Annotated in this window: 20 protein-coding genes and 1 pseudogene; 10 read left to right on the top strand and 11 right to left on the bottom strand. The window is 38.7% G+C overall.

What is annotated here, in order from left to right; translation table 11 throughout:
- The first annotated feature begins 37 nt into the window (after nucleotides 1-37).
- The gene (locus AC2JBO_RS02705) at nucleotides 38-565 is read left to right on the top strand and encodes a DUF4330 domain-containing protein (RefSeq protein ID WP_496952077.1); all 528 of its coding nucleotides are present in this window, start codon (nucleotides 38-40) and stop codon (nucleotides 563-565) included.
- A gap of 432 nt (nucleotides 566-997) precedes the next feature.
- Entirely contained in the window at nucleotides 998-1,477 is a 480-nt protein-coding gene (locus AC2JBO_RS02700) for a RusA family crossover junction endodeoxyribonuclease (protein WP_496952076.1), read from the top strand.
- Here AC2JBO_RS02700 and AC2JBO_RS02695 read toward each other — a convergent pair.
- Nucleotides 1,440-1,919, bottom strand: a complete 480-nt coding sequence (locus AC2JBO_RS02695) for a zinc ribbon domain-containing protein (RefSeq protein WP_496952133.1) — start codon at nucleotides 1,917-1,919, stop codon at nucleotides 1,440-1,442. The genes AC2JBO_RS02700 and AC2JBO_RS02695 overlap by 38 nt on opposite strands.
- A gap of 214 nt (nucleotides 1,920-2,133) precedes the next feature.
- Here AC2JBO_RS02695 and AC2JBO_RS02690 point away from each other — a divergent pair, with 214 nt between their 5' ends.
- Nucleotides 2,134-2,442 carry a hypothetical protein gene (locus tag AC2JBO_RS02690; RefSeq protein WP_496952075.1) on the top strand — a complete coding sequence of 103 codons (309 nt, stop codon included), beginning with the start codon at nucleotides 2,134-2,136 and terminating at the stop codon, nucleotides 2,440-2,442.
- Nucleotides 2,443-2,480: 38 nt separating this feature from the next.
- On the opposite strand, the gene AC2JBO_RS02685 is transcribed toward AC2JBO_RS02690, so the two are convergent.
- The gene (locus AC2JBO_RS02685) at nucleotides 2,481-3,482 is read right to left on the bottom strand and encodes a Gfo/Idh/MocA family protein (protein ID WP_496952074.1); all 1,002 of its coding nucleotides are present in this window, start codon (nucleotides 3,480-3,482) and stop codon (nucleotides 2,481-2,483) included.
- 349 nt (nucleotides 3,483-3,831) lie between these two features.
- On the opposite strand from AC2JBO_RS02685, the gene AC2JBO_RS02680 reads away from it, so the two are divergent.
- The gene (locus AC2JBO_RS02680) at nucleotides 3,832-4,125 is read left to right on the top strand and encodes a ferredoxin (protein ID WP_019493669.1); all 294 of its coding nucleotides are present in this window, start codon (nucleotides 3,832-3,834) and stop codon (nucleotides 4,123-4,125) included.
- 154 nt (nucleotides 4,126-4,279) lie between these two features.
- Here AC2JBO_RS02680 and AC2JBO_RS02675 read toward each other — a convergent pair whose 3' ends face one another.
- Complete coding sequence (locus AC2JBO_RS02675) at nucleotides 4,280-5,941, bottom strand: SpoIID/LytB domain-containing protein (RefSeq protein ID WP_496952073.1); 1,662 nt, start codon at nucleotides 5,939-5,941, stop codon at nucleotides 4,280-4,282.
- A 219-nt stretch (nucleotides 5,942-6,160) separates the two neighbouring features.
- Here AC2JBO_RS02675 and AC2JBO_RS02670 point away from each other — a divergent pair, with 219 nt between their 5' ends.
- The 3 genes from AC2JBO_RS02670 (at nucleotide 6,161) to AC2JBO_RS02660 (ending at nucleotide 8,140) form a co-directional block, all read left to right on the top strand.
- On the top strand, nucleotides 6,161-6,424 hold the full coding sequence (locus tag AC2JBO_RS02670; RefSeq protein WP_496952072.1) for a ParB N-terminal domain-containing protein: 264 nt from the start codon (nucleotides 6,161-6,163) through the stop codon (nucleotides 6,422-6,424).
- A gap of 142 nt (nucleotides 6,425-6,566) precedes the next feature.
- Nucleotides 6,567-7,232, top strand: a complete 666-nt coding sequence (locus tag AC2JBO_RS02665) for a helix-turn-helix domain-containing protein (RefSeq protein WP_496952071.1) — start codon at nucleotides 6,567-6,569, stop codon at nucleotides 7,230-7,232.
- A 578-nt stretch (nucleotides 7,233-7,810) separates the two neighbouring features.
- Nucleotides 7,811-8,140: an STAS domain-containing protein gene (locus tag AC2JBO_RS02660; RefSeq protein WP_496952070.1), complete on the top strand. Its 330-nt coding sequence runs from the start codon at nucleotides 7,811-7,813 to the stop codon at nucleotides 8,138-8,140.
- On the opposite strand, the gene AC2JBO_RS02655 is transcribed toward AC2JBO_RS02660, so the two are convergent.
- From AC2JBO_RS02655 to AC2JBO_RS02640, 4 genes are all read right to left on the bottom strand, one after another.
- On the bottom strand, nucleotides 8,141-9,274 hold the full coding sequence (locus AC2JBO_RS02655; RefSeq protein ID WP_496952069.1) for a PP2C family protein-serine/threonine phosphatase: 1,134 nt from the start codon (nucleotides 9,272-9,274) through the stop codon (nucleotides 8,141-8,143).
- Nucleotides 9,275-9,328: 54 nt separating this feature from the next.
- The gene (locus tag AC2JBO_RS02650; RefSeq protein WP_496952068.1) at nucleotides 9,329-10,120 is read right to left on the bottom strand and encodes a DUF1350 family protein; all 792 of its coding nucleotides are present in this window, start codon (nucleotides 10,118-10,120) and stop codon (nucleotides 9,329-9,331) included.
- A gap of 82 nt (nucleotides 10,121-10,202) precedes the next feature.
- Nucleotides 10,203-10,922: a hypothetical protein gene (locus AC2JBO_RS02645; protein ID WP_496952067.1), complete on the bottom strand. Its 720-nt coding sequence runs from the start codon at nucleotides 10,920-10,922 to the stop codon at nucleotides 10,203-10,205.
- Between the two features lie 481 nt (nucleotides 10,923-11,403).
- Nucleotides 11,404-11,844 (bottom strand): hypothetical protein, encoded by a 441-nt coding sequence (locus AC2JBO_RS02640; RefSeq protein WP_496952066.1) that lies wholly within the window; start codon nucleotides 11,842-11,844, stop codon nucleotides 11,404-11,406.
- Between the two features lie 577 nt (nucleotides 11,845-12,421).
- Here AC2JBO_RS02640 and AC2JBO_RS02635 point away from each other — a divergent pair.
- Nucleotides 12,422-13,723: a cation:proton antiporter gene (locus AC2JBO_RS02635; protein WP_496952065.1), complete on the top strand. Its 1,302-nt coding sequence runs from the start codon at nucleotides 12,422-12,424 to the stop codon at nucleotides 13,721-13,723.
- A gap of 48 nt (nucleotides 13,724-13,771) precedes the next feature.
- The gene (locus AC2JBO_RS02630; protein ID WP_496952064.1) at nucleotides 13,772-14,203 is read left to right on the top strand and encodes a Na-translocating system protein MpsC family protein; all 432 of its coding nucleotides are present in this window, start codon (nucleotides 13,772-13,774) and stop codon (nucleotides 14,201-14,203) included.
- On the opposite strand, the gene AC2JBO_RS02625 is transcribed toward AC2JBO_RS02630, so the two are convergent.
- From AC2JBO_RS02625 to AC2JBO_RS02610, 4 genes and pseudogenes are all read right to left on the bottom strand, one after another.
- Nucleotides 14,166-14,537, bottom strand: coding sequence for a response regulator (locus AC2JBO_RS02625; RefSeq protein WP_496952063.1), 372 nt, complete (start codon nucleotides 14,535-14,537; stop codon nucleotides 14,166-14,168). The genes AC2JBO_RS02630 and AC2JBO_RS02625 overlap by 38 nt on opposite strands.
- A 528-nt stretch (nucleotides 14,538-15,065) precedes the next feature.
- Nucleotides 15,066-16,154, bottom strand: coding sequence for a saccharopine dehydrogenase family protein (locus AC2JBO_RS02620; protein WP_496952062.1), 1,089 nt, complete (start codon nucleotides 16,152-16,154; stop codon nucleotides 15,066-15,068).
- 126 nt (nucleotides 16,155-16,280) lie between these two features.
- A pseudogene (locus AC2JBO_RS02615) lies at nucleotides 16,281-17,338 on the bottom strand (phytoene desaturase family protein).
- A gap of 182 nt (nucleotides 17,339-17,520) precedes the next feature.
- Entirely contained in the window at nucleotides 17,521-17,748 is a 228-nt protein-coding gene (locus AC2JBO_RS02610) for a hypothetical protein (protein ID WP_496952061.1), read from the bottom strand.
- On the opposite strand from AC2JBO_RS02610, the gene AC2JBO_RS02605 reads away from it, so the two are divergent.
- Entirely contained in the window at nucleotides 17,748-17,906 is a 159-nt protein-coding gene (locus AC2JBO_RS02605; RefSeq protein WP_496952060.1) for a hypothetical protein, read from the top strand. The two genes, AC2JBO_RS02610 and AC2JBO_RS02605, sit on opposite strands and share 1 nt — an antisense overlap.
- The last annotated feature ends 7 nt before the right edge of the window (nucleotides 17,907-17,913 follow it).

Genomic DNA, 17,913 nt, shown 5'->3' with positions numbered 1-17,913 from the left:
CGCTACCATTACTCGCTCAATACAGGAAGTTTTTTTTATGGCTATCTTAGATTCCAAAGGCCGCTTATTTGGCAGATTCAACCTTCTTGATGTCGGCGCCGTCTTCGTAATCTTATTAGTGGTGATTAGCATCTTCTTCTTTCCAGGAACCACAGGCTCAGTTGCTCAAGTAAATAGTAAAATAGTACCAATAGAAGTAGACTTGGTTGTGCGGGGTTTGAATGTGCGCGACCCACAAAGGTTGTACAGCAAAGATTTTCATAAAGGTGGTAAGACTAAAATTATTATTAGAAACCAACCCTACGGTGAAATTGCAATTAAATCAGTGCAAGAGCTAGCAAGAACACTAAGCGTTCCTCAACCTGATGGTTCGCTCAAAGAATTACCAGACCCAAGAAAAAATAACTTTAGCACTGATATGCTTTTGACCTTAGAAGGCAAAGCTAATTTAACAGATGGTGGTCCCGTTCTTGGTAATAGTAAAGTCAAAATCGGTATGCCATTTGAATTAGAAGGCTTTAATTACAATTTTAATGCCACTGTTATTGATATTCGATTGCCCTAATTTGTAATTTGTACGGTGGGCACTGCCCACCATACGATTACGATAAGTAAATATACAACTATCAAATAAGTAATTTTATCTAAAGCGCCTCTAACAAATAGAGGCTTTTTTATTGTAGGATAGGCACCCCGCCTGTCCGTCTGTCTATTTGTAGGACAGTCCGTCTGTTTATTTGTATGTATGTAGGACAGCCCGTCTGTCTATTTGTAGGACAGGCGAGACGCCTATCCTACGAGATTAAATTAAATCGTCAATTTTTTGTATTATTTGCTTTTTTCTTCAAGTCAATTCTTATACTTACTATGAAAATTATGTTAGTATTTAAGTAGGAACGTGAGATGAAGTGTTATTTTTGCCACAATTAAGTGAAATAGGTATTAGCTAAATAGGTATTAACTGATAATTTTTCTACCATTTACCCCAAGTAATCCAATGCTCCCATTTGAATTTGTTGTCATTGGTAAACCAGTTTCTCATCAAACTAAAGAACGTAAACGTCTGCAAGCTTGGAAAGAGAAAGTAAAAGAAGCATCTGTTGCTTACTGGGATAATCGGGCGCCGTTAGGAGAATCGATACAAGTAACAATTACTCATTATTATGATGCACCCTATGGTGATGAATCGTCGGTTCCTGACAGTGATAATATCGTTAAACCAGTTCGAGATGCGCTGAATGGAATTATTTATGTAGATGATTATCAGATAACAGATTTTGTGAGCCGGAGACGTAATCTTAATGGTTCTTTTCGGATTCGCGGTTTATCTGTGGCTCTTGCCGAAGGATTTTGCAGCGGTCAGGAATTTTTACATATCAGAATTGATATGGCGCCTGACCCAACTTATTTAGTAAGTAAAAATCTATCCCTTGACACTCTCAGCCCTTTAGGGTCTGAGATTCTGCGGACAGAGTAGCCTGCAACAGAGGTTTCTTACTCGAAACGTGCCACAATCTCACTCTCGCTGCGGATGTCAATGTCCGCCTACCCAAGTTACTTAGGTCTATGCCTAAGCTTCCGGCTACTTTTCTTAAAATATTCGCTGCACCGTTTAAATCCGAATTGACAATTGAACCATTAGCACATGTGTACAAACCACGCGGAAACCTTCTACCAGATGCTGTCCAACCCTCTGGTTTTTCACCATAAACGGGTAGAGTGTCTCCATCTAAATAGCTTGATTTCGACGTGTAAGATTCCTCGGTTTCTTGGAATCTAATACCATACAAATTACACAATTGTTTTAATCTATCTTTTAACTTACCTAATGGCATTTGGACAAATTTATGATTTTGAACTCGTCCAATGTTCGCATTAAGTTTAAATCCTTCATTCCACCCTATTACTAGTGTTCCAATGCCATATTTTAAGCAGTGGTCAATAATTAGTTTTGCAGCTTTGTTAATCCCATGAATTAGTTGAATCGCTCAATTTCAAACCTTGATGTATTAGTTCATACGTAGGTCTTTTCTTGAATGCTGTTACAATACGATAGATTAGCGACAGCATTGAGATAAAGATTTTTGCAAAAACCTACACAATAATATAGTAAGTGAGATGGTTTACAATCGTATGAATAGTTCAGTAAATCAAAATCGTCTCGAACACAAACGACTTTTAAAGCTTGCGCGCGAGTATCGCGAGCAAGGTTACTCTGTGTGTATCTATCCACCCTCGGATAAACTTCCTCCAAAATTGGCTGATTGTGAACTTGATTTAATCGCTCAAAATGGCTCCAAAGTTGTTGCTGCAAATGTACGCTCGCGCGAAAGTTTGAGTCTAAACGGCTCACTTTCTTTACAACGAATTAGTGAAACTGTCAAGGAAATACCGGGTTGGGAGTTTGAATTAGTTGTTACAAATACACGCAAAAAAATGTAACAAATAAAAATAAACCGGGTTTCCCCAGAAACCTGGTTTCAATCTTCAACAACAATTGTCAAACCAGTTTCTGCTGAACGCAAAGCTGCATCTGCGACCTTCATGGTGTATAAGCTCTGTTCTGGAGTGACATATAGTGGGGCGCCATCAAGAAGATGGTCTAAAACCATACTTGTATCTTGACTAAATAGCCCTTTACGGCTACCCATTTCGATAGGTATTGTTTCTCCAGGGCGTATTAGTACTCCAGTATCTTCATTGAAAATTAAGCCTCCGTGTTCACCGTGGATTTCAAATCTACGCTCGTTTTGCCAAAGCGTTTCACCTTTAGCATAGATAACCTGTCCTAGTAGTCCGCTTGCGAACGAAAGTTGAGCGACACAGAAGCAACTTTGGAAATATTTATCTTCGACTTGCCAAAAACGCTGGTGACAGTTCACCGTTAAAACTTTGCCGAATAAATCTGTAAAACGATGTAACCTCGATAAGGCGCCTGTCAGCGGAAAACCAAACATCTCATGGTTGTAAGTCCATTTACGAGGAGCAGGGTGAGTCCGCTTAATAGTGTTATAACGAACGTAAAAAATGTGACCAGTATCTAATAAGTGTTGTTTAATAGCTAGATGTAAACCACCGAGGAGTTCGATGTGTTCAACGTGAAGAAGTAAGTTTTTTTCTTTGGCGAGAGCAATTAGGAAAGAAGCCTCGGTTGTATCTAGCGCTAAAGGGTATTCAACAACAACGTGCTTTCCCTGTTCCAACGCAGCACGAGCAATAGTACTATGATCCCGATTAATAGTGGATACGACGACTAAATCAATATCGGTTGACTCAATTAATTGGCGCCAGTCGAGAGTCGCTTTAGCTTGATAAGAAGCTGCGAAGGAGGAGGTGTGTGTTTCGTTACTGCCAGCAACTGCGACTAAATACGCTCTTTTCTCTTGCTGCAATGCTTCTGCCCGCAGTTTTGCTGCATATCCTGTACCAATTAAGCCGACACCGACACGTCCATTCGGCTCATGTGTTGAGGAATCGTACATTACTACTATGCCTAAAAGTTGTGATTTATACTCAGAAATCGGGTTTCTGTTTATAGTATTTTACGCACAAATTCTGTACATACTATTAGGGAATAATAAGTTGTCAATTGGCTACAAGTATGCTTAATAAGTTACCTAACGCTAGTTAATAATATAATAAAAACTTATCGGTAATAGGTAAGAAAATTTCATTACTAATCGCGTTGAATTTCCGGTTACATAGTCTTGTTTTTCTCGTAGTATCAGAATTGAAGTAAATAAAAAACGACGGCTAATCTTATATGAAGAGCCGCCAATATTGCTTTGTGAGAACTTACACAGTCCGTTTGCTTACATAGAGGATTACAAAATGGCAACCTACAAAGTAACACTAGTTGGTGAAGAAGGTACTACTACCATCGATTGTGCAGATGATACTTATATTTTAGACGCTGCTGAAGAAGCGGGTCTTGACCTTCCTTACTCCTGCCGTGCTGGTGCTTGCTCTACCTGTGCTGGTAAAATTACTGCCGGAACTGTAGACCAGTCTGACCAATCCTTCCTAGATGATGACCAAATGGAAGGTGGATATGTACTTACTTGTGTTGCTTATCCAACCTCTGATTGCACCATCGAAACCCATAAGGAAGAAGAACTCTACTAATAAACTGGGTTAAGAACGTTTTATACGTGAATCCTGTAAATTTTTGATTGCTTGTACGAGTGATCAACTATTTGGAGGCGAGTATAGTAGTTGAAAGACTGGTAGCACAAAAGGGAATTATTTTCCCTTTTTTTTGCTACTTTTTTGATGAGGGCTATTTTTTGAGTTTGTCGTTGAGAACTTGAATTTGTGTGCCTGGGTAATAAAACTGAAGAATTCTCGCGCTTGACCAACCTAGTTTAGCTAGATTTTGCGCTCCAACTTGGCTTAATCCCACGCCATGTCCCATTCCCCCTCCAACAAAAGCGTATCCCCATAAATCTTTGGAGCCTTTGCTGAGTGGTTCTAAGTAGAATAATGTACTTATTGGTGGCGCGAATGCGCTCTTTACTTCGTCTTTGGTTAGATTAAACGAGCCAATATCAGTCTTTATTTCTAGTTTCAAAATTCGTCCGCTGTCGCTGCGTTCGAGTACTTGCATATCTCGGACTTCCTTCAGCTTGGCGAATGGACTTTTCTTAACTGCGAGAAATTTCTGCAAACTTTTGGTAATATCCTCAATTTTTGATTCTCGGCGCCAGCGAAATAGCTCCCACCCCGTTTCATTAAACCCTTGTTTTTGATTAATGAACGCGATTAGGTTATTTTCTTTCTGTAGTGACTGTCCTTGTAAATTCCATATCGGGTTCGGTGCATCTAATATCGGTCGTAAGTACGAACGGTCGTCTCCATTCCACACATCAGAAAATGAAGCCGTTACCCCTCCTGTACTCGCTGAATATAAAGCATCAACAAGTTCATTTTTATACGTTACTACCATGCCTCTTGTACTAGTGATTGCTTTATCAGTATTTGTAGAAACACCTTTTAATCCAAAGTAAACCTGACAATGTGTATCAGCGCATAGCTGATAATTATCAGCAGCAAATCTACGTATATTTCGCAAAGCATATGTTCGGGCAATGATTGCCTGTGCCTCAAGTGCAGCCATTGGAGCATTATTCCCAATTTCATATGGCACTACTCCACGTAAATACGTTTCGATTGGTACGTTATTTACAAGCGTGTAGCTTCCATAGGCGTTTGGCTGTAACTGTAATTTTCCTGGGAATAAACGTGCTTTGTCTGGGTTTAAAGTATCTTTTTTATCTTGTTTATTTTGCTGATTACCTGGGTTTAAAGCGTCTTTACTATCAAGTTTCTTGCCTTCGTTTACCAGTACCAAGTTTTTCTGACTACTTATAGACAGCGAATTCACGTTATAGCGTTTGTCTCCGACTACCCAACTTACAAGCGGTACTTGCTTTCGGACTTCGGTATCCACGAAAGGAGTTTTTCTACCACTCGCTTGTAAGCTCTGCAACAGTAACCGTCGTAATAAAGGAGTGTTATACACATCTCGAGAAGCCCAAACCTGCCAGCGGTCTGGTTGGGTAATTTCAACTTCAATACCCAACTGGCGCCACCTATTAGCATTATCTTCAGCTGTCTCAAAAGTGCGGAATATCCCTAAAACTACTTGTTCATTAATTGCTGGTTCCTTTACGGGCTGCATCGCAATTTCTAATTGTACAGGTTTATCTGTACTAACAGTCTGTTGACCGCTACTCGTGCGAAAACTTAACTGTAATTTATCCCCTTTCGTCGGAGAGAGCTGCAACAACTCAGAAGAGTTATCCCCAAACCGCTGCACAATCCCAATCTTCAACTCTATATCTGTTGTATTGGCGTTACTACCCGCTGATGCACCTGTTAATCCCAACAGGCAAAACATCGTTAGCGTAGTATAGTACATACGCCCGCATATGTTCTTCATACAAAACCGCTTTTTTTCATGCCAAAATTCGCGCGCACCCGATGCATTCATATACATACTAATTGTAGTAGTTGTGTCACATAAATTGTGTAATTCATTACATTGCTGCTAAGTCTAATCTTTTTTTTACAAATTAGTTGCAAAGTGAAGTCATAATGAGTATGATTTATTTAAAGGAGTATGAGAAAGCAAAAAACATAGTTAGTTGGTAAAAATATCATGGTAAGAGTCCAAGAGATACCTTTGAATCAAATTCACCGACCCTTGCCCCGGTTAAACGACCAAGAGAAAGTAAAATCTTTGATGGAGTCAATAGCTGAAATCGGGCAGCAAGAGCCAATAGACGTATTAGAAGTCGATGGACAGTATTATGGTTTTTCAGGATGTCATCGTTACGAAGCCTGTCAGCGTTTGGGTAAAGATACCATTCTTGCAAGAGTTCGTAAGGCGCCACGCAGTGTGTTGAAAATGCACATAGCTTAATTATTACTGTAGGGTGCGTGAAGGCTACTAAAATTTTAAAACGAAGCGCAGTGCTACTAGTAGGTCTTTTAGCAAGGTGCGTGACGCTACTAGGTTATTGGCTTCGCTGTAAGATTGTTATAGCGTCACGCACCCTACAAAAATGTCTGACTTTACTTTGCAGTTGCAAAATTTAATCAAACAAGCTGGTATTCCTTCTTTGAAAGCGCTAGGTCGTAGTGCTGGTGTTTCGGAACGCCAAATTTTGCGTTTGCGACGGGGTGAAGTTGGCGAAATACGAGTATCGGTTCTCTTGAAACTGTCACAAGCTTTAAAAATCTCTGTAGATAAGTTGGTTACGGGGTTTTCTGATGAGGAAGTTGGGTATCAAAGCACAAACCCTGTTTCTGACACGAATAATGAAAATGAATTATTAAAAAGAATTACAAAATTAGAACGTGAGTATATATTTTTACAACAACAGTTGGAACAGCAGCAAGAGACATTAAAGCAGGAATTTCAGCAGGAAAGCATACAATTACTCGAATCTTTGTTCGTTCAATTGCCGACAGCAGCGCGCGCGTGTCAGGAAAATCCACAGTTACCTGCAGCAAATATTTTACCTTTAGTGCAAAAACCATTAGAGCGGTTGCAAAAAGAATGGGGAATTGAGACAATTGCGGCTGTTGCAGAAGAAGTTCCCTACGACCCTCAGTTACATCAGCTACTTGATGGAACAGCACTACCTGGTCAAAGAGTGAGAGTGCGGTATGTTGGATACCGTCAAGGTGAAAAATTGCTGTATAGAGCGAAGGTGAGTCCTGTTTAGATAGACAAATATCAAAATTTAAAGCTTAAAAATGTTAGCTTTACGAAAAATTTGGGAATACTGGCTATAAGAGGTGAAAACCTCATATATACCTAAGCATTCACAGTTTTTTTGCATTGTGAGGTGCCAATCCCATTATCAATCACGTTTTCGATAAAAAAGCAGTATTTCTATGGAATCTTTGTATATACAATTACTCAGTAGAAATCTAGCTTTAAATCAAATACGGATAAAATAGTTAAACATCAAGGTGTTGAAAGCTCCGGGTTATCAGTGGTGCATCTAACGTCAAAGACCTGATTGATAGATGGGATTATTATTTTCTAAGCTATATGCTAGTGTTTGGTTAGGCTGAGTTATAGCCTCACAATTATCATGTATTCTTACTGGTACGATTATTTGTTTGAAGCATCAGTATTTCTGCTTATAAAGCATAATCCTATCTTAATTAAGTAGAGCGTGAAATTTGCATATAAATAATATAAATTTAAGGTTGGCAACAATTTTTAAAATGAAGTATGATAAAATCAAGCCATTTTTTGTCACAAGATAATTTTTTACAAATAATTTCACGAGACATGCTGACCAAAAAAGTAAAAATTTTTCAGCCAAGTGGAAGTTTAGATGCCACTAAGTCACAAGCATTTCGCCAAGAAATCGCTCTCATAGTTGAAGACGGGACTAAAATTGTTCTAGTTGACCTTAAAAACGTCACATTCATGGATAGTTCTGGTCTTGGCGCCTTAGTGCTAGCGTTTAAGACGTTGAGAGCATCCGATAGCAAGCTTGTACTATGCTCGATTAACGAACAAATTCGTATACTGTTTGAGTTAACAGGCATGGATAAAGTGTTTGAGATTTTTGCGAATCAGGATGAGTTTGAAAAATCGCTGATGTCATTAACCTGATTAGTCAAATCGTACTTGTAGTATGGACAAATCATCATCAAATGCATCTTTAGCGTTTAAACTCGCTAAATGTATAACTATCTCGTTGAGACGAGTTTCTAGTGGATGATGTAAATCAACTAGCATTTTAATGAAAGCGTCCATACCCCACAATTTACCATCCGTTTTGGTAATTTCATATGCACCATCACTGAATAGGTAAAGCTTACTAGATTTTTCAATATCACAAAAAGCATCTACGTATTTCGCATCCGGAAACATACCCACTGGCATTCCAGAAGTTCTTAGCAACTTGACTTCGGTGTAATGGTTGTTACCGGATATTAATACTCCTGGTGGATGACCAGCGCTTGAATACATTAACTGGCGCCGTTTACGGTTATACACACCATACCAAATAGTGAAATATTTATCATTCCGATAATTCATTTGAAACGTTTCGTTCAAAGCTTTGAGTACTTCACTCGGTTGATAGTAGTTCAAGTTTTGTAGCGCACGCGAACGTAATAAATTTAACACTGATATTGAAGGTAAAGTCGCTTTGAGTCCGTGTCCTGCAGCATCAAGCAAGTATAATGCTAGATAATCAGGGTCAAGCCAGTAATAATCAAAACAATCACCCCCTAGTTGACGCGAGGGGATAAATTGGTAATTGATATTTAATGGTTCTTGCATCGGTGATGGCAATAGCGAACAAACGTACTCAGCAGCTTCTGTAAGTTCATCTTCAAGCTTTTGCTTTTGCGCGCGCAAGTCACGACTAAGTTGGTGTAACCGCAAACCAGCTCTGACTCTGGCTTGAAGTTCGTTTTGCTCGATAGGTTTTGAGATAAAATCGTCGGCGCCAGCGTCAAGTCCTTTAACGCGGTCGGCAACCGAGTCTAGGGATGTTAATAAAATAAAAAATGTAGTTGATAATGCGGGGGAAGCTTTGATATGGTGGCAAACATCTATACCGCTTAATCCCGGCATCATCCAATCACAAATAATCAATGCAGGATGATTAGCATTAGCAATTGCAATACCTTGTTCGCCATTACTAGCTGCTACTACCTCATAACCTTGCCTTACTAACATCCGTTTTAATAGTGTTAGCACTGCTGGGTCATCATCGATTACCAAAATTTGATACATAAGAGATAGCCGCGATTTAATACTGTGTACTACCAACTACCAATTGATAGCTTATTATGGTGGTGACAAGGGATTCAACCATAACAGAACAGTACGTTTAAGTTGATTTAAGTCACGGTAAACTTCTTGTTTAAACCATTGTCCGAAAGCGTCGAATGGATTGAAGTCACGTCCTGCTTGCCATTTTACGTCTTGACCTAGAGGAGTCAGGTGATTTCCTGATATTATTTGCATTATTACCATCTCGTTAAAGCGTTCTCTTAAAATCTCGCTCAATCCGGATGATTGGTCAATTGTATCGTTTGTGAACTTGATTAACAGGTTGCGACGCACTGCGTAGTACTCACGAACCAAATCATTCGTTTGTGCAGGTGAAGGAACAAATTCAACTGCAAGGGGTGAATTGGTAAACGCTGTATTAAACTGTTCAATTAAAGGAACGGCATCACGCGCGGCATAATTATTGAAGGAAATTAGAATATTTCCAGCACGCTCAATTTCAGAGAAGCGACTGCCTATAAGTAAGTGAAGCTTACAACCCATGCTGTGTCCAATACCGTATATTGGCAGATAGCCTTTGCCCAAGATTCCACGTTCTTCCAAACGAAGGAGCGCGCGTTCAAAATTGAGTAGTACTTGCTTCGCGATTGTGTCGTGGTCAAAAGTATTGACAAAAGGAGTTGCGACGATGATGTAACCTTTTTCTGCCAATGCTTCTAACAGTAGACGATATGTAAGGTGTGGTGCAGTCGCGACGAACGCACCACCGAGAAAATGTATGATACCACAGGGTTTCTGTGTTTGGGGAATTAAAACCCAATTACCAGATATTTCTTTCCAAGTCATCGGTAAATAACCATGCCCATCCAATTCCCATTATGTACTATTGAAGAGAAGTCATGGTAAACTATCGAAGTAAAGAGTGTTTCTAGCTTTGGCTTTGTAAACGGTCCATTTCCAACTGCACATCCAAAGCAATTTGTAATGCTTCGTTTAATAACCGTCCGTGTTCGGTAGCTTGCTCGCTGACTTGCAGTGCGCTTAAAGTTGGTAGATTATTGGCAAACAAATCACTATTACCAATGATAAAATTCTTGTTCTCGCGCAATATTCTTTCTGTCTTCACTGCTCGGACTAAATCTGCGCGCGTTAACGATAAAGCATCGAGTACTTTGTTTCTTTCTTTGATACTAACATCATTGTTGCCTGCTGCTTCGATTTGGTCATTAATATATATTGCCTTAATCACATTATTGTATCTTTCAACATCACTCAATAATATCCTTAAAGAAGGCGTAATATTTGCCCGTACTATTTTAGTTCTTTTTTTCCAGATAAAATATAAAATGTATTGAGTCGATACACCACCAATTGCTAATAACAAAGTAACCAATATCGCGGACGGTATAGGCAATCCAGGCATCAGAATCGATCCTAGTACGCTTAAAATTAAATAACAAAAGACAATTGAGGATATTCCAATAAAATAGGCAGTAGCAGCTTCTGGACCTCTAGCTCTTTCGATAAATGTATTTGCAAGTTTCTTCACTTGATTAATAACAAGTATAAGTTCTTCGTTTACTGGCAAATTTGTCAACTGCTGCAATTCTTTTTGACTTATCTCTAAACCTTTTAAATCATTTCGCACAGCTAATAATTCCTCGTTCAGATAAAAAATAAATATTTGTATACTACTATATAACAATCAAGTTTATCAACTTGATGTCAAAGCTGTGTATGTGAATTTTTTCACAAAAATTAACGTTCTGGTGAACGCGCGTTAAAAGAAATACATGGTTCATTGTAGCCAAAATTTATATCGGTCGCCAGACCCATGTATCACATTGCACGACTGGAACTCAGGTTATATTAAATAAGGCGCCTACGAAGCGTGATGAAGAGTTTTCTTAGTAAGGACTTCAGCCCTTATCTTCAAGCACTTTCTTCGTAATAATTTAGTAAAAACCTGTATCAGTTAATCAACTGCCACACTGACTACGTATAAATTGGGCATAAAAAAAGACAGTGGGCACTACCGCTAAGATTCGGTAACGCCCACGTTATATCAGATTGTGATGAAAGTTAGTAAACCACAATACAAGTTAAACTTAATTTAAAATCGGTTCGGGTCATCTAACTTGTCTTCGTAGATGTAAACCATCAATACCCTGCTTTATCCAGCTAATGCAGTCAATTTCTGATTTAAACACTTTGGGTGCCGCAATATTGTTTAAAGTTTCTGGGGTGTAATGGTCGTAAAAATATTTATCAGCTTCGTGAAAGATAATTATTAAATTTTGACGGTAGGTGTAACGATGCTTAAATACATCCTCTCTACTGGTAAAGTCAGAGTTTTTATCAAGATGTAAAGAAGCGATATCAACTATATTGTTAACACTCGTTCCGTACACCTTAGCTGGGTTATCAGCTTTATGGTAAAGACTTCGATATCCAATTTCTGCTAAAAGCTTGTACGAGTATATATTATTACCTTCTATTTGGTTAAATAGGAAGGGAATAATCAGATAACCTTTATACGAGACTGAACTTTCGTACAACAAACGACTCATATGCTGCTCCTTGAATGCACCGATTGACTTGCATGACTCAACCTGTAATATGTTTAAACACATTACAAGTCAAAAAGCTTGAGTAGACTATCTATGTTATTGGTCGATATAGATAGAAATTCATGGCAATTATTATTACCATTAGTATTTATCTATGTCATTACCAGAGATAACGACAGGCGCCTCGGTATCCTGAATGCTTAAAACATAAGCTTAAAACATAAGGTTAGATAGAGGTCGCGGCAATATTTTATTGAACAGACAACAAAGTAGGCTTTTGAAAGTAGCTACGAACTAGCTTTGTATGTCCAATTATTTCAAATTAGCATATCTAGGTAGCTATATGGATAAGGGGTTAAAAACCTCATTACTTCATTGCCTTATCCTTATCGGTTACATTTGTCTCATCTATTACATAGGTGAATGTATAGGTGAATGTAATATTGGCAACGCAAGTTAACCTATTGAACTTGACGCGAGTTGAGTCAAATAAATCTATCCAATGGGTGTAAAAATTCTGATACCGTAGCGATTAGACTAGCTGATTAACGACCTCTGCCCCTTTCCGCTTTACCTTATGATTGATATTTATATTCTTGACTTATTGGTAATTGGTCTGCTGCTATTATCAGTAACATTAGGGTCAGGATGGATTGAGAGATTACCACTTTCATTTGCTCTCATCTATCTTGTGGTTGGTATTGTTCTTGGTCCATATGCCTTTGGGCTGATTAACTTACGTAAGTCTGGAACATTTAACGCTGAACTTTTAGAAAAAATTACTGAGTTGGTGGTAATTATTTCTGTTTTTAGCTGCGGTTTAAAAATAGTTCGTCCGCTGGGAATGCGAACATGGAATATTACAATTAGGTTGATTGCCTTGCTAATGCCAATTTCAATTTTTGCAATTGCTTTAGTTGGTAAGTATATTTTGGGAATGGAGTGGGCAGGAGCTATATTATTGGGTGGAATTTTGGCGCCGACAGACCCAGTACTAGCATCGGAAGTACAGTTGACAGATGTTGAAGATAAAGATGAATTACGTTTCGGTCTGACATCTGAAGGTGGTTTGAATGACGCTCTAGCTTTTCCTTTCGTTTATTTTGCGATTCATGCACTTAAAGATAATGATTGGAACAATTGGTTAAAAAACTGGGTTGCCGTCGATTTAATTTGGGCAATATTTGCGGGTATCGTGATGGGTATTGTTGTTGCGTCTGCTGTCGTTTGGGTTGACCACAAGATACAGCGCGCGCATCCTGCTGATAGTTTAATGGAAGATTTTGTCGCATTAGGGATAATTTTACTGACTTATTCTTTAACAGAAATTGTGAACGGATATGGTTTTTTAGCTGTCTTTGTTGCAGGGTTAGTTGTTCAACGCAGTTACAGAAATCCTGAAAAACCCTTAGCACAATTAGAGTTTGTTGAGCGTATCGAAAAGTTGCTGGAGATTGGTACTATACTGGTACTAGGTACTATACTATTAGTACAACCAATGATTAACTATGCGCTCCAATCATTGATAGTTACCGTATTACTATTTTTGGTTATAAGACCTTTAGGTACTTGGGTTAGCACAATTGGTATACGCTCAAATGATTCCAGGAATCGTAAAATGGATGGACGCACGCGGTTGTTGTTAGGATGGTTTGGAATTCGTGGTGTTGGTTCGCTGTATTATCTTGCTTATGCTTTTGGCAACGGTCTAAAGGATGAACTTGGCGAACAAATTGCTTGGATAACTTATACTGTAATCGTGATTTCTGTAATTGTACATGGCATCAGTTCAACACCACTCATGAACTGGTACGAGCGTAATGTTGCTGCTAAGAAACCTAAAAAAGAAATGCCCGCTACGATAGATGAATTTGAGTAGCTTCAAATAACATTATGGGTAGATACTGTCGATTTCAAGTTAAATAATATGGCTAATATGGCTGCATCAGAAATAACGCGCGGACAACTTGAACGAACTCTATCGCAGAAGCTACAGGCTTTTTACTTTGAAAAAGTTGGGCGCCGTCCCGAAAGAATAACATGTCAGTTCTTTGACGAGAAACTGGCAATAGTACTTGAGAAAGTTATAAGTCCATCTGAACGTTTATTATTACAAGGTAAAAGCCCTGATTTAGCTTTTGAACTGCGTTTGCAACTTGATAATCAAATGAAGTTTTTGTTACAACCATTACTCGAAGAGATAATTGGAACAGAGATAGTCACAATCTTAATAAAGACGGATTTAAAACATGATGTCTCCGGTATTATCGCCGTTTTGAGCGATATTCCATCGATTCGTGACCCAGAATCTATTCCCAAAATTAAGAAGGAAAAGATGGTAAATTCAAACAACGAGTAAGTACATGCTCTAAAGTTTCAAACTCGAACGGTTTCTCAATATAAGCATTAAAACCAGCTCTTAAAGTCTGTTCGTAAAAAAGATGACTCGGCAAACTTGTCAAAGCAATGATAGGAACTTGGTGGGTCCAAGCTCTCACACACCTAGCAAAATCAATACCATCCACATCAGGTAGCATCAGTTCTACTAAAACCATTGCTGGTTGGTATTCTTTAAAAATTTCTAAAGCTGCTTGACTATTTGTCGCTGTCATTACTTGAAAGCCATAATAACTAAGAAGCTTTGATGTCAGTTCCAAATTATCTGCATCATTATCAATAACTAAAATCAGCACTTCAGACCTACGTGAAGTTGATTCACAATTATAAGTGCCGTTTGTTACAAGTGTCGATTCAGTACAGCATTTACCCTGCATATTATAAATAACGTAAATAAAGAAGCTATTAACAAATACATTTAATTTGGCTTAATTCTTTTCTCAGTAGTACAAGTAGCAAGAGTTACTATTACTGAATGAAATCAGCTAAAGTTATTTGTTGGATTGCTGCGTTTGAATAATCTACTCCCACAAAAAGCTGTTTGCCATAAAAGAGCATTTATACTCAGGACTTACACAATTATTTACAAACAGGTTTTCGACGTACAGCAAGCAAAAAAGTTTTTTATCATCAAATACTTTTATAGCGCGAAATTCGTTACCGAAAGACCAACTTTAGCTTTTTTTAAGTTCTTTGTTAAGTAAATTTACATTAAACGTATACTTTTGTAAAGGAAATGAGTAGGGTGCGTGACGCTACTACATTCACAAAACGAAGCGCAAGTACTAGTAGCGTCACGCACCAACTTATAAGTACGGCCTATGCTACAGCCATTTATAATCAATCTTGATATTTCGACTGTGCATCATCTGTTCAAATAGATTTGTTGGTAAAGCTTCTTCCACTGGATAGACACCAGATTTACTAAAGCCATCAAGCAGTAACTGAACAATGCTTCCAGTTCCGGCGCCTGATGCGATTGCGGTGTTGTTATGGATTAAAGTAGAGCAATAAGTAGCAGTTTTCCCGTCTTTGATACCGCTAACTTCGGAACGTACAGCAACGCCAATACCGCTAAAGTGGTCAGTTACATCAGTCATCTTGTGGCTAACATTCGATAAAAATTCAACGCCAAACTTACTTTGTATCCAAGACTTGGGGAAAACGTTAGCAGCGATCCAAGTCAAATGGTTGTAAAAGTCGGGAACAGAGCCAAACTTAGTGATTACATTTTTAACTGTAGGAAAAGCTTTAGGTAGAGTAAAAGTTTCTGGCATATCGAACCAGTACACACCACTGCGTCCGTATGGTTTTGGAAACTCAACAGTTTCACGCTGAGTATAAGGTTTTACAACTTGCCAACGTCCGTGAATCCAGGTATCGAAAGGATTTTGTAAACCTAGAAAAGTGGTTCGCATCACAGTTACACCAGCGCCACCTGAACCAGCAACTAAATAGCTTAAATGAATTGTTTCCGCTGTATCAAATTGTTCAACATCATGGCGTACCATACTGTTGGATATACCAGGAAATATTCCAGTATTCACGATTGCTGTAACACCAGCAGAAGCAGCATCTTCGTGGTACTTTAAAGCTTTAATAGTAAAAGAGCGATGGTCGCTAACATCAAGATAATTTACACCATATTGGATACAGTATTGAAGCACTTTCGCATCGCGATAGTGAAATGGACCAGCACAGTGAACAACAATATTTGAATTAGATATAGCTGTGCGTAGCTTATCATCCTCGGCTAAGTCTAATTCTAAAAATTGCAGGCGCCCATCCAATGGTTTAGTGGCAGGACTACGACCAGTAATAGTTACCTCCGCTTCAGTATAAGCGACAATATCCTGAGCAACGCTGCTACCAATCCTTCCTCGTCCACCAAGAATTAAAACCCGCTTCGTCATAATCCTACAAATTAGCTACGCTGTATACATTTCATCAGGTTTTAGAAATATTTTCATCAGTAGTTAGTATGACCTGAGATTATGCACTAAGTTAGAAGTTACCTAAAAAAGGGCGCCAACAACTACCTATGAGTTACCTTTTAGCACAGCTTCCATAGTTGACTTGATAGAACTTGCTGTTTTTTTCAAGGTTTGAGTAATAGGCTGATTTATTTGTAAAAACATTTGCGCGCAGTTGCGTCCAGGTAGTCCAGATATCGAGCCACCCGGATGCGTGCCGGCGCCTGTCAAGTACAAATTGTTAATAGGGGTTTTATAATTAGCAATTTCTGGTAACGGACGGAAACACAGCATTTGCTCAAGTGTCATATCAATATGGTAATAATTTCCTCCGTAAGTTCCCAACCTTTGTGCTAACTCTGCTGGACTTTCGACATGACGGGCAATAATTGAGTGTTTGAGATTAGGCGAATATTCAGCCAGTTTATTTAATACTCTATCAGCGACTTTATTCTTCAATTCATCCGTCCAACCAGTACCTTTTAACCCTGTACCCTCAGCACCAGCTATTTGGTACGGTGCAAAAAACTCAATCCATAAAGTATGCTTACCAGGTGGCGCCATTGAAGCATCGAGTCCTGTAGGCATAACTACATACATAGACGGGTTTTCATCAGGTATTTTACCTAAAGTAATCTCACTATGGGCTTGTTGTTACCTGCAATATCTACTATCGACTTAGGCGCCGCATTGAAAAACGGTGTAACTGCTTTGATAAACCGCTGCCAAAATTCAATATATTCAGCATACCCCTTGGCATCAGACTCACTAAAACGGGCAATTTCTGCACATGTTTTTTCCACAGACTGATGTGCTAAAAAATACTTACCATCTGGATGTGGGCAAAATACTACTGGGTCACAAGTTAAGTATTCTAAACCATATTTGTTTAGTTCTAATTCTTCGATTACAGGTCCTAAGAAAATAAATAAGTGATTAATCGCACAAGGGTTAAATTTAAAACCAGGCGCCTCTTCAGGTAAAAGTTCTTCAGTTGTGGCGCCTCCTCCAGGTATTGCGCGTGCTTCAAGCAGTAGGACGCTGTACCCTGCCTTGAGGAGATAGGCGGCGCATACTAATGCATTATGTCCGGCACCGATTATTACAACATCGTATGCTTCCATCGTTAAGTAGTAAATAATAAGGTATATTCACTGATGTTAAGAAGCATGTAGATAAGTTTACTCTTTCGCGAGTTATACAAATCACGTATTTAACTTATTTTTCGTTTTTTTTAAGGTTTTATTCTTTTTACCACAGATAACTGTAGCACGGGCGTCTCGCCTGTGCAGTCATGTATTTTTATTTACCACAGAGGCACAGAGATAGCAGAGAAATTAACCACAAAGGCACAAAGTACCCAAAACTGAGGATGAAAAACTAAAACGTCTATTTTGCCTCTAACTATAGTAGCTTCGTCTTCTGATGTTATTTCGATTTCTTTTTCTGCTGCTAAGTAAAATGGAGGACGGTAGAAACCAGAGAGTTTTAATATAGGCGCCAAAACGACCATTTGAACTAGTGGTTCTAGCAATGGATATTTCGATAAGTATAAGTACTCAGTCTTTACTTCATCTAATGCTTGTTTTTCTTGTTGGTTTAATTCTGGTAGGTTATCTTGCCATTCATGGAAGAAGTTTTCATCGTCGCTACGTTCTAACTCAAATTATTCACTTAGTTGGGCAAGTGTAACGTCTCT

The organism is Calothrix sp. CBUCES-K 9914, from assembly GCF_059640475.1.
The sequence above is the reverse complement of the archived record's forward strand: the minus strand, read 5'-3'. Positions and strand labels throughout refer to the sequence as shown.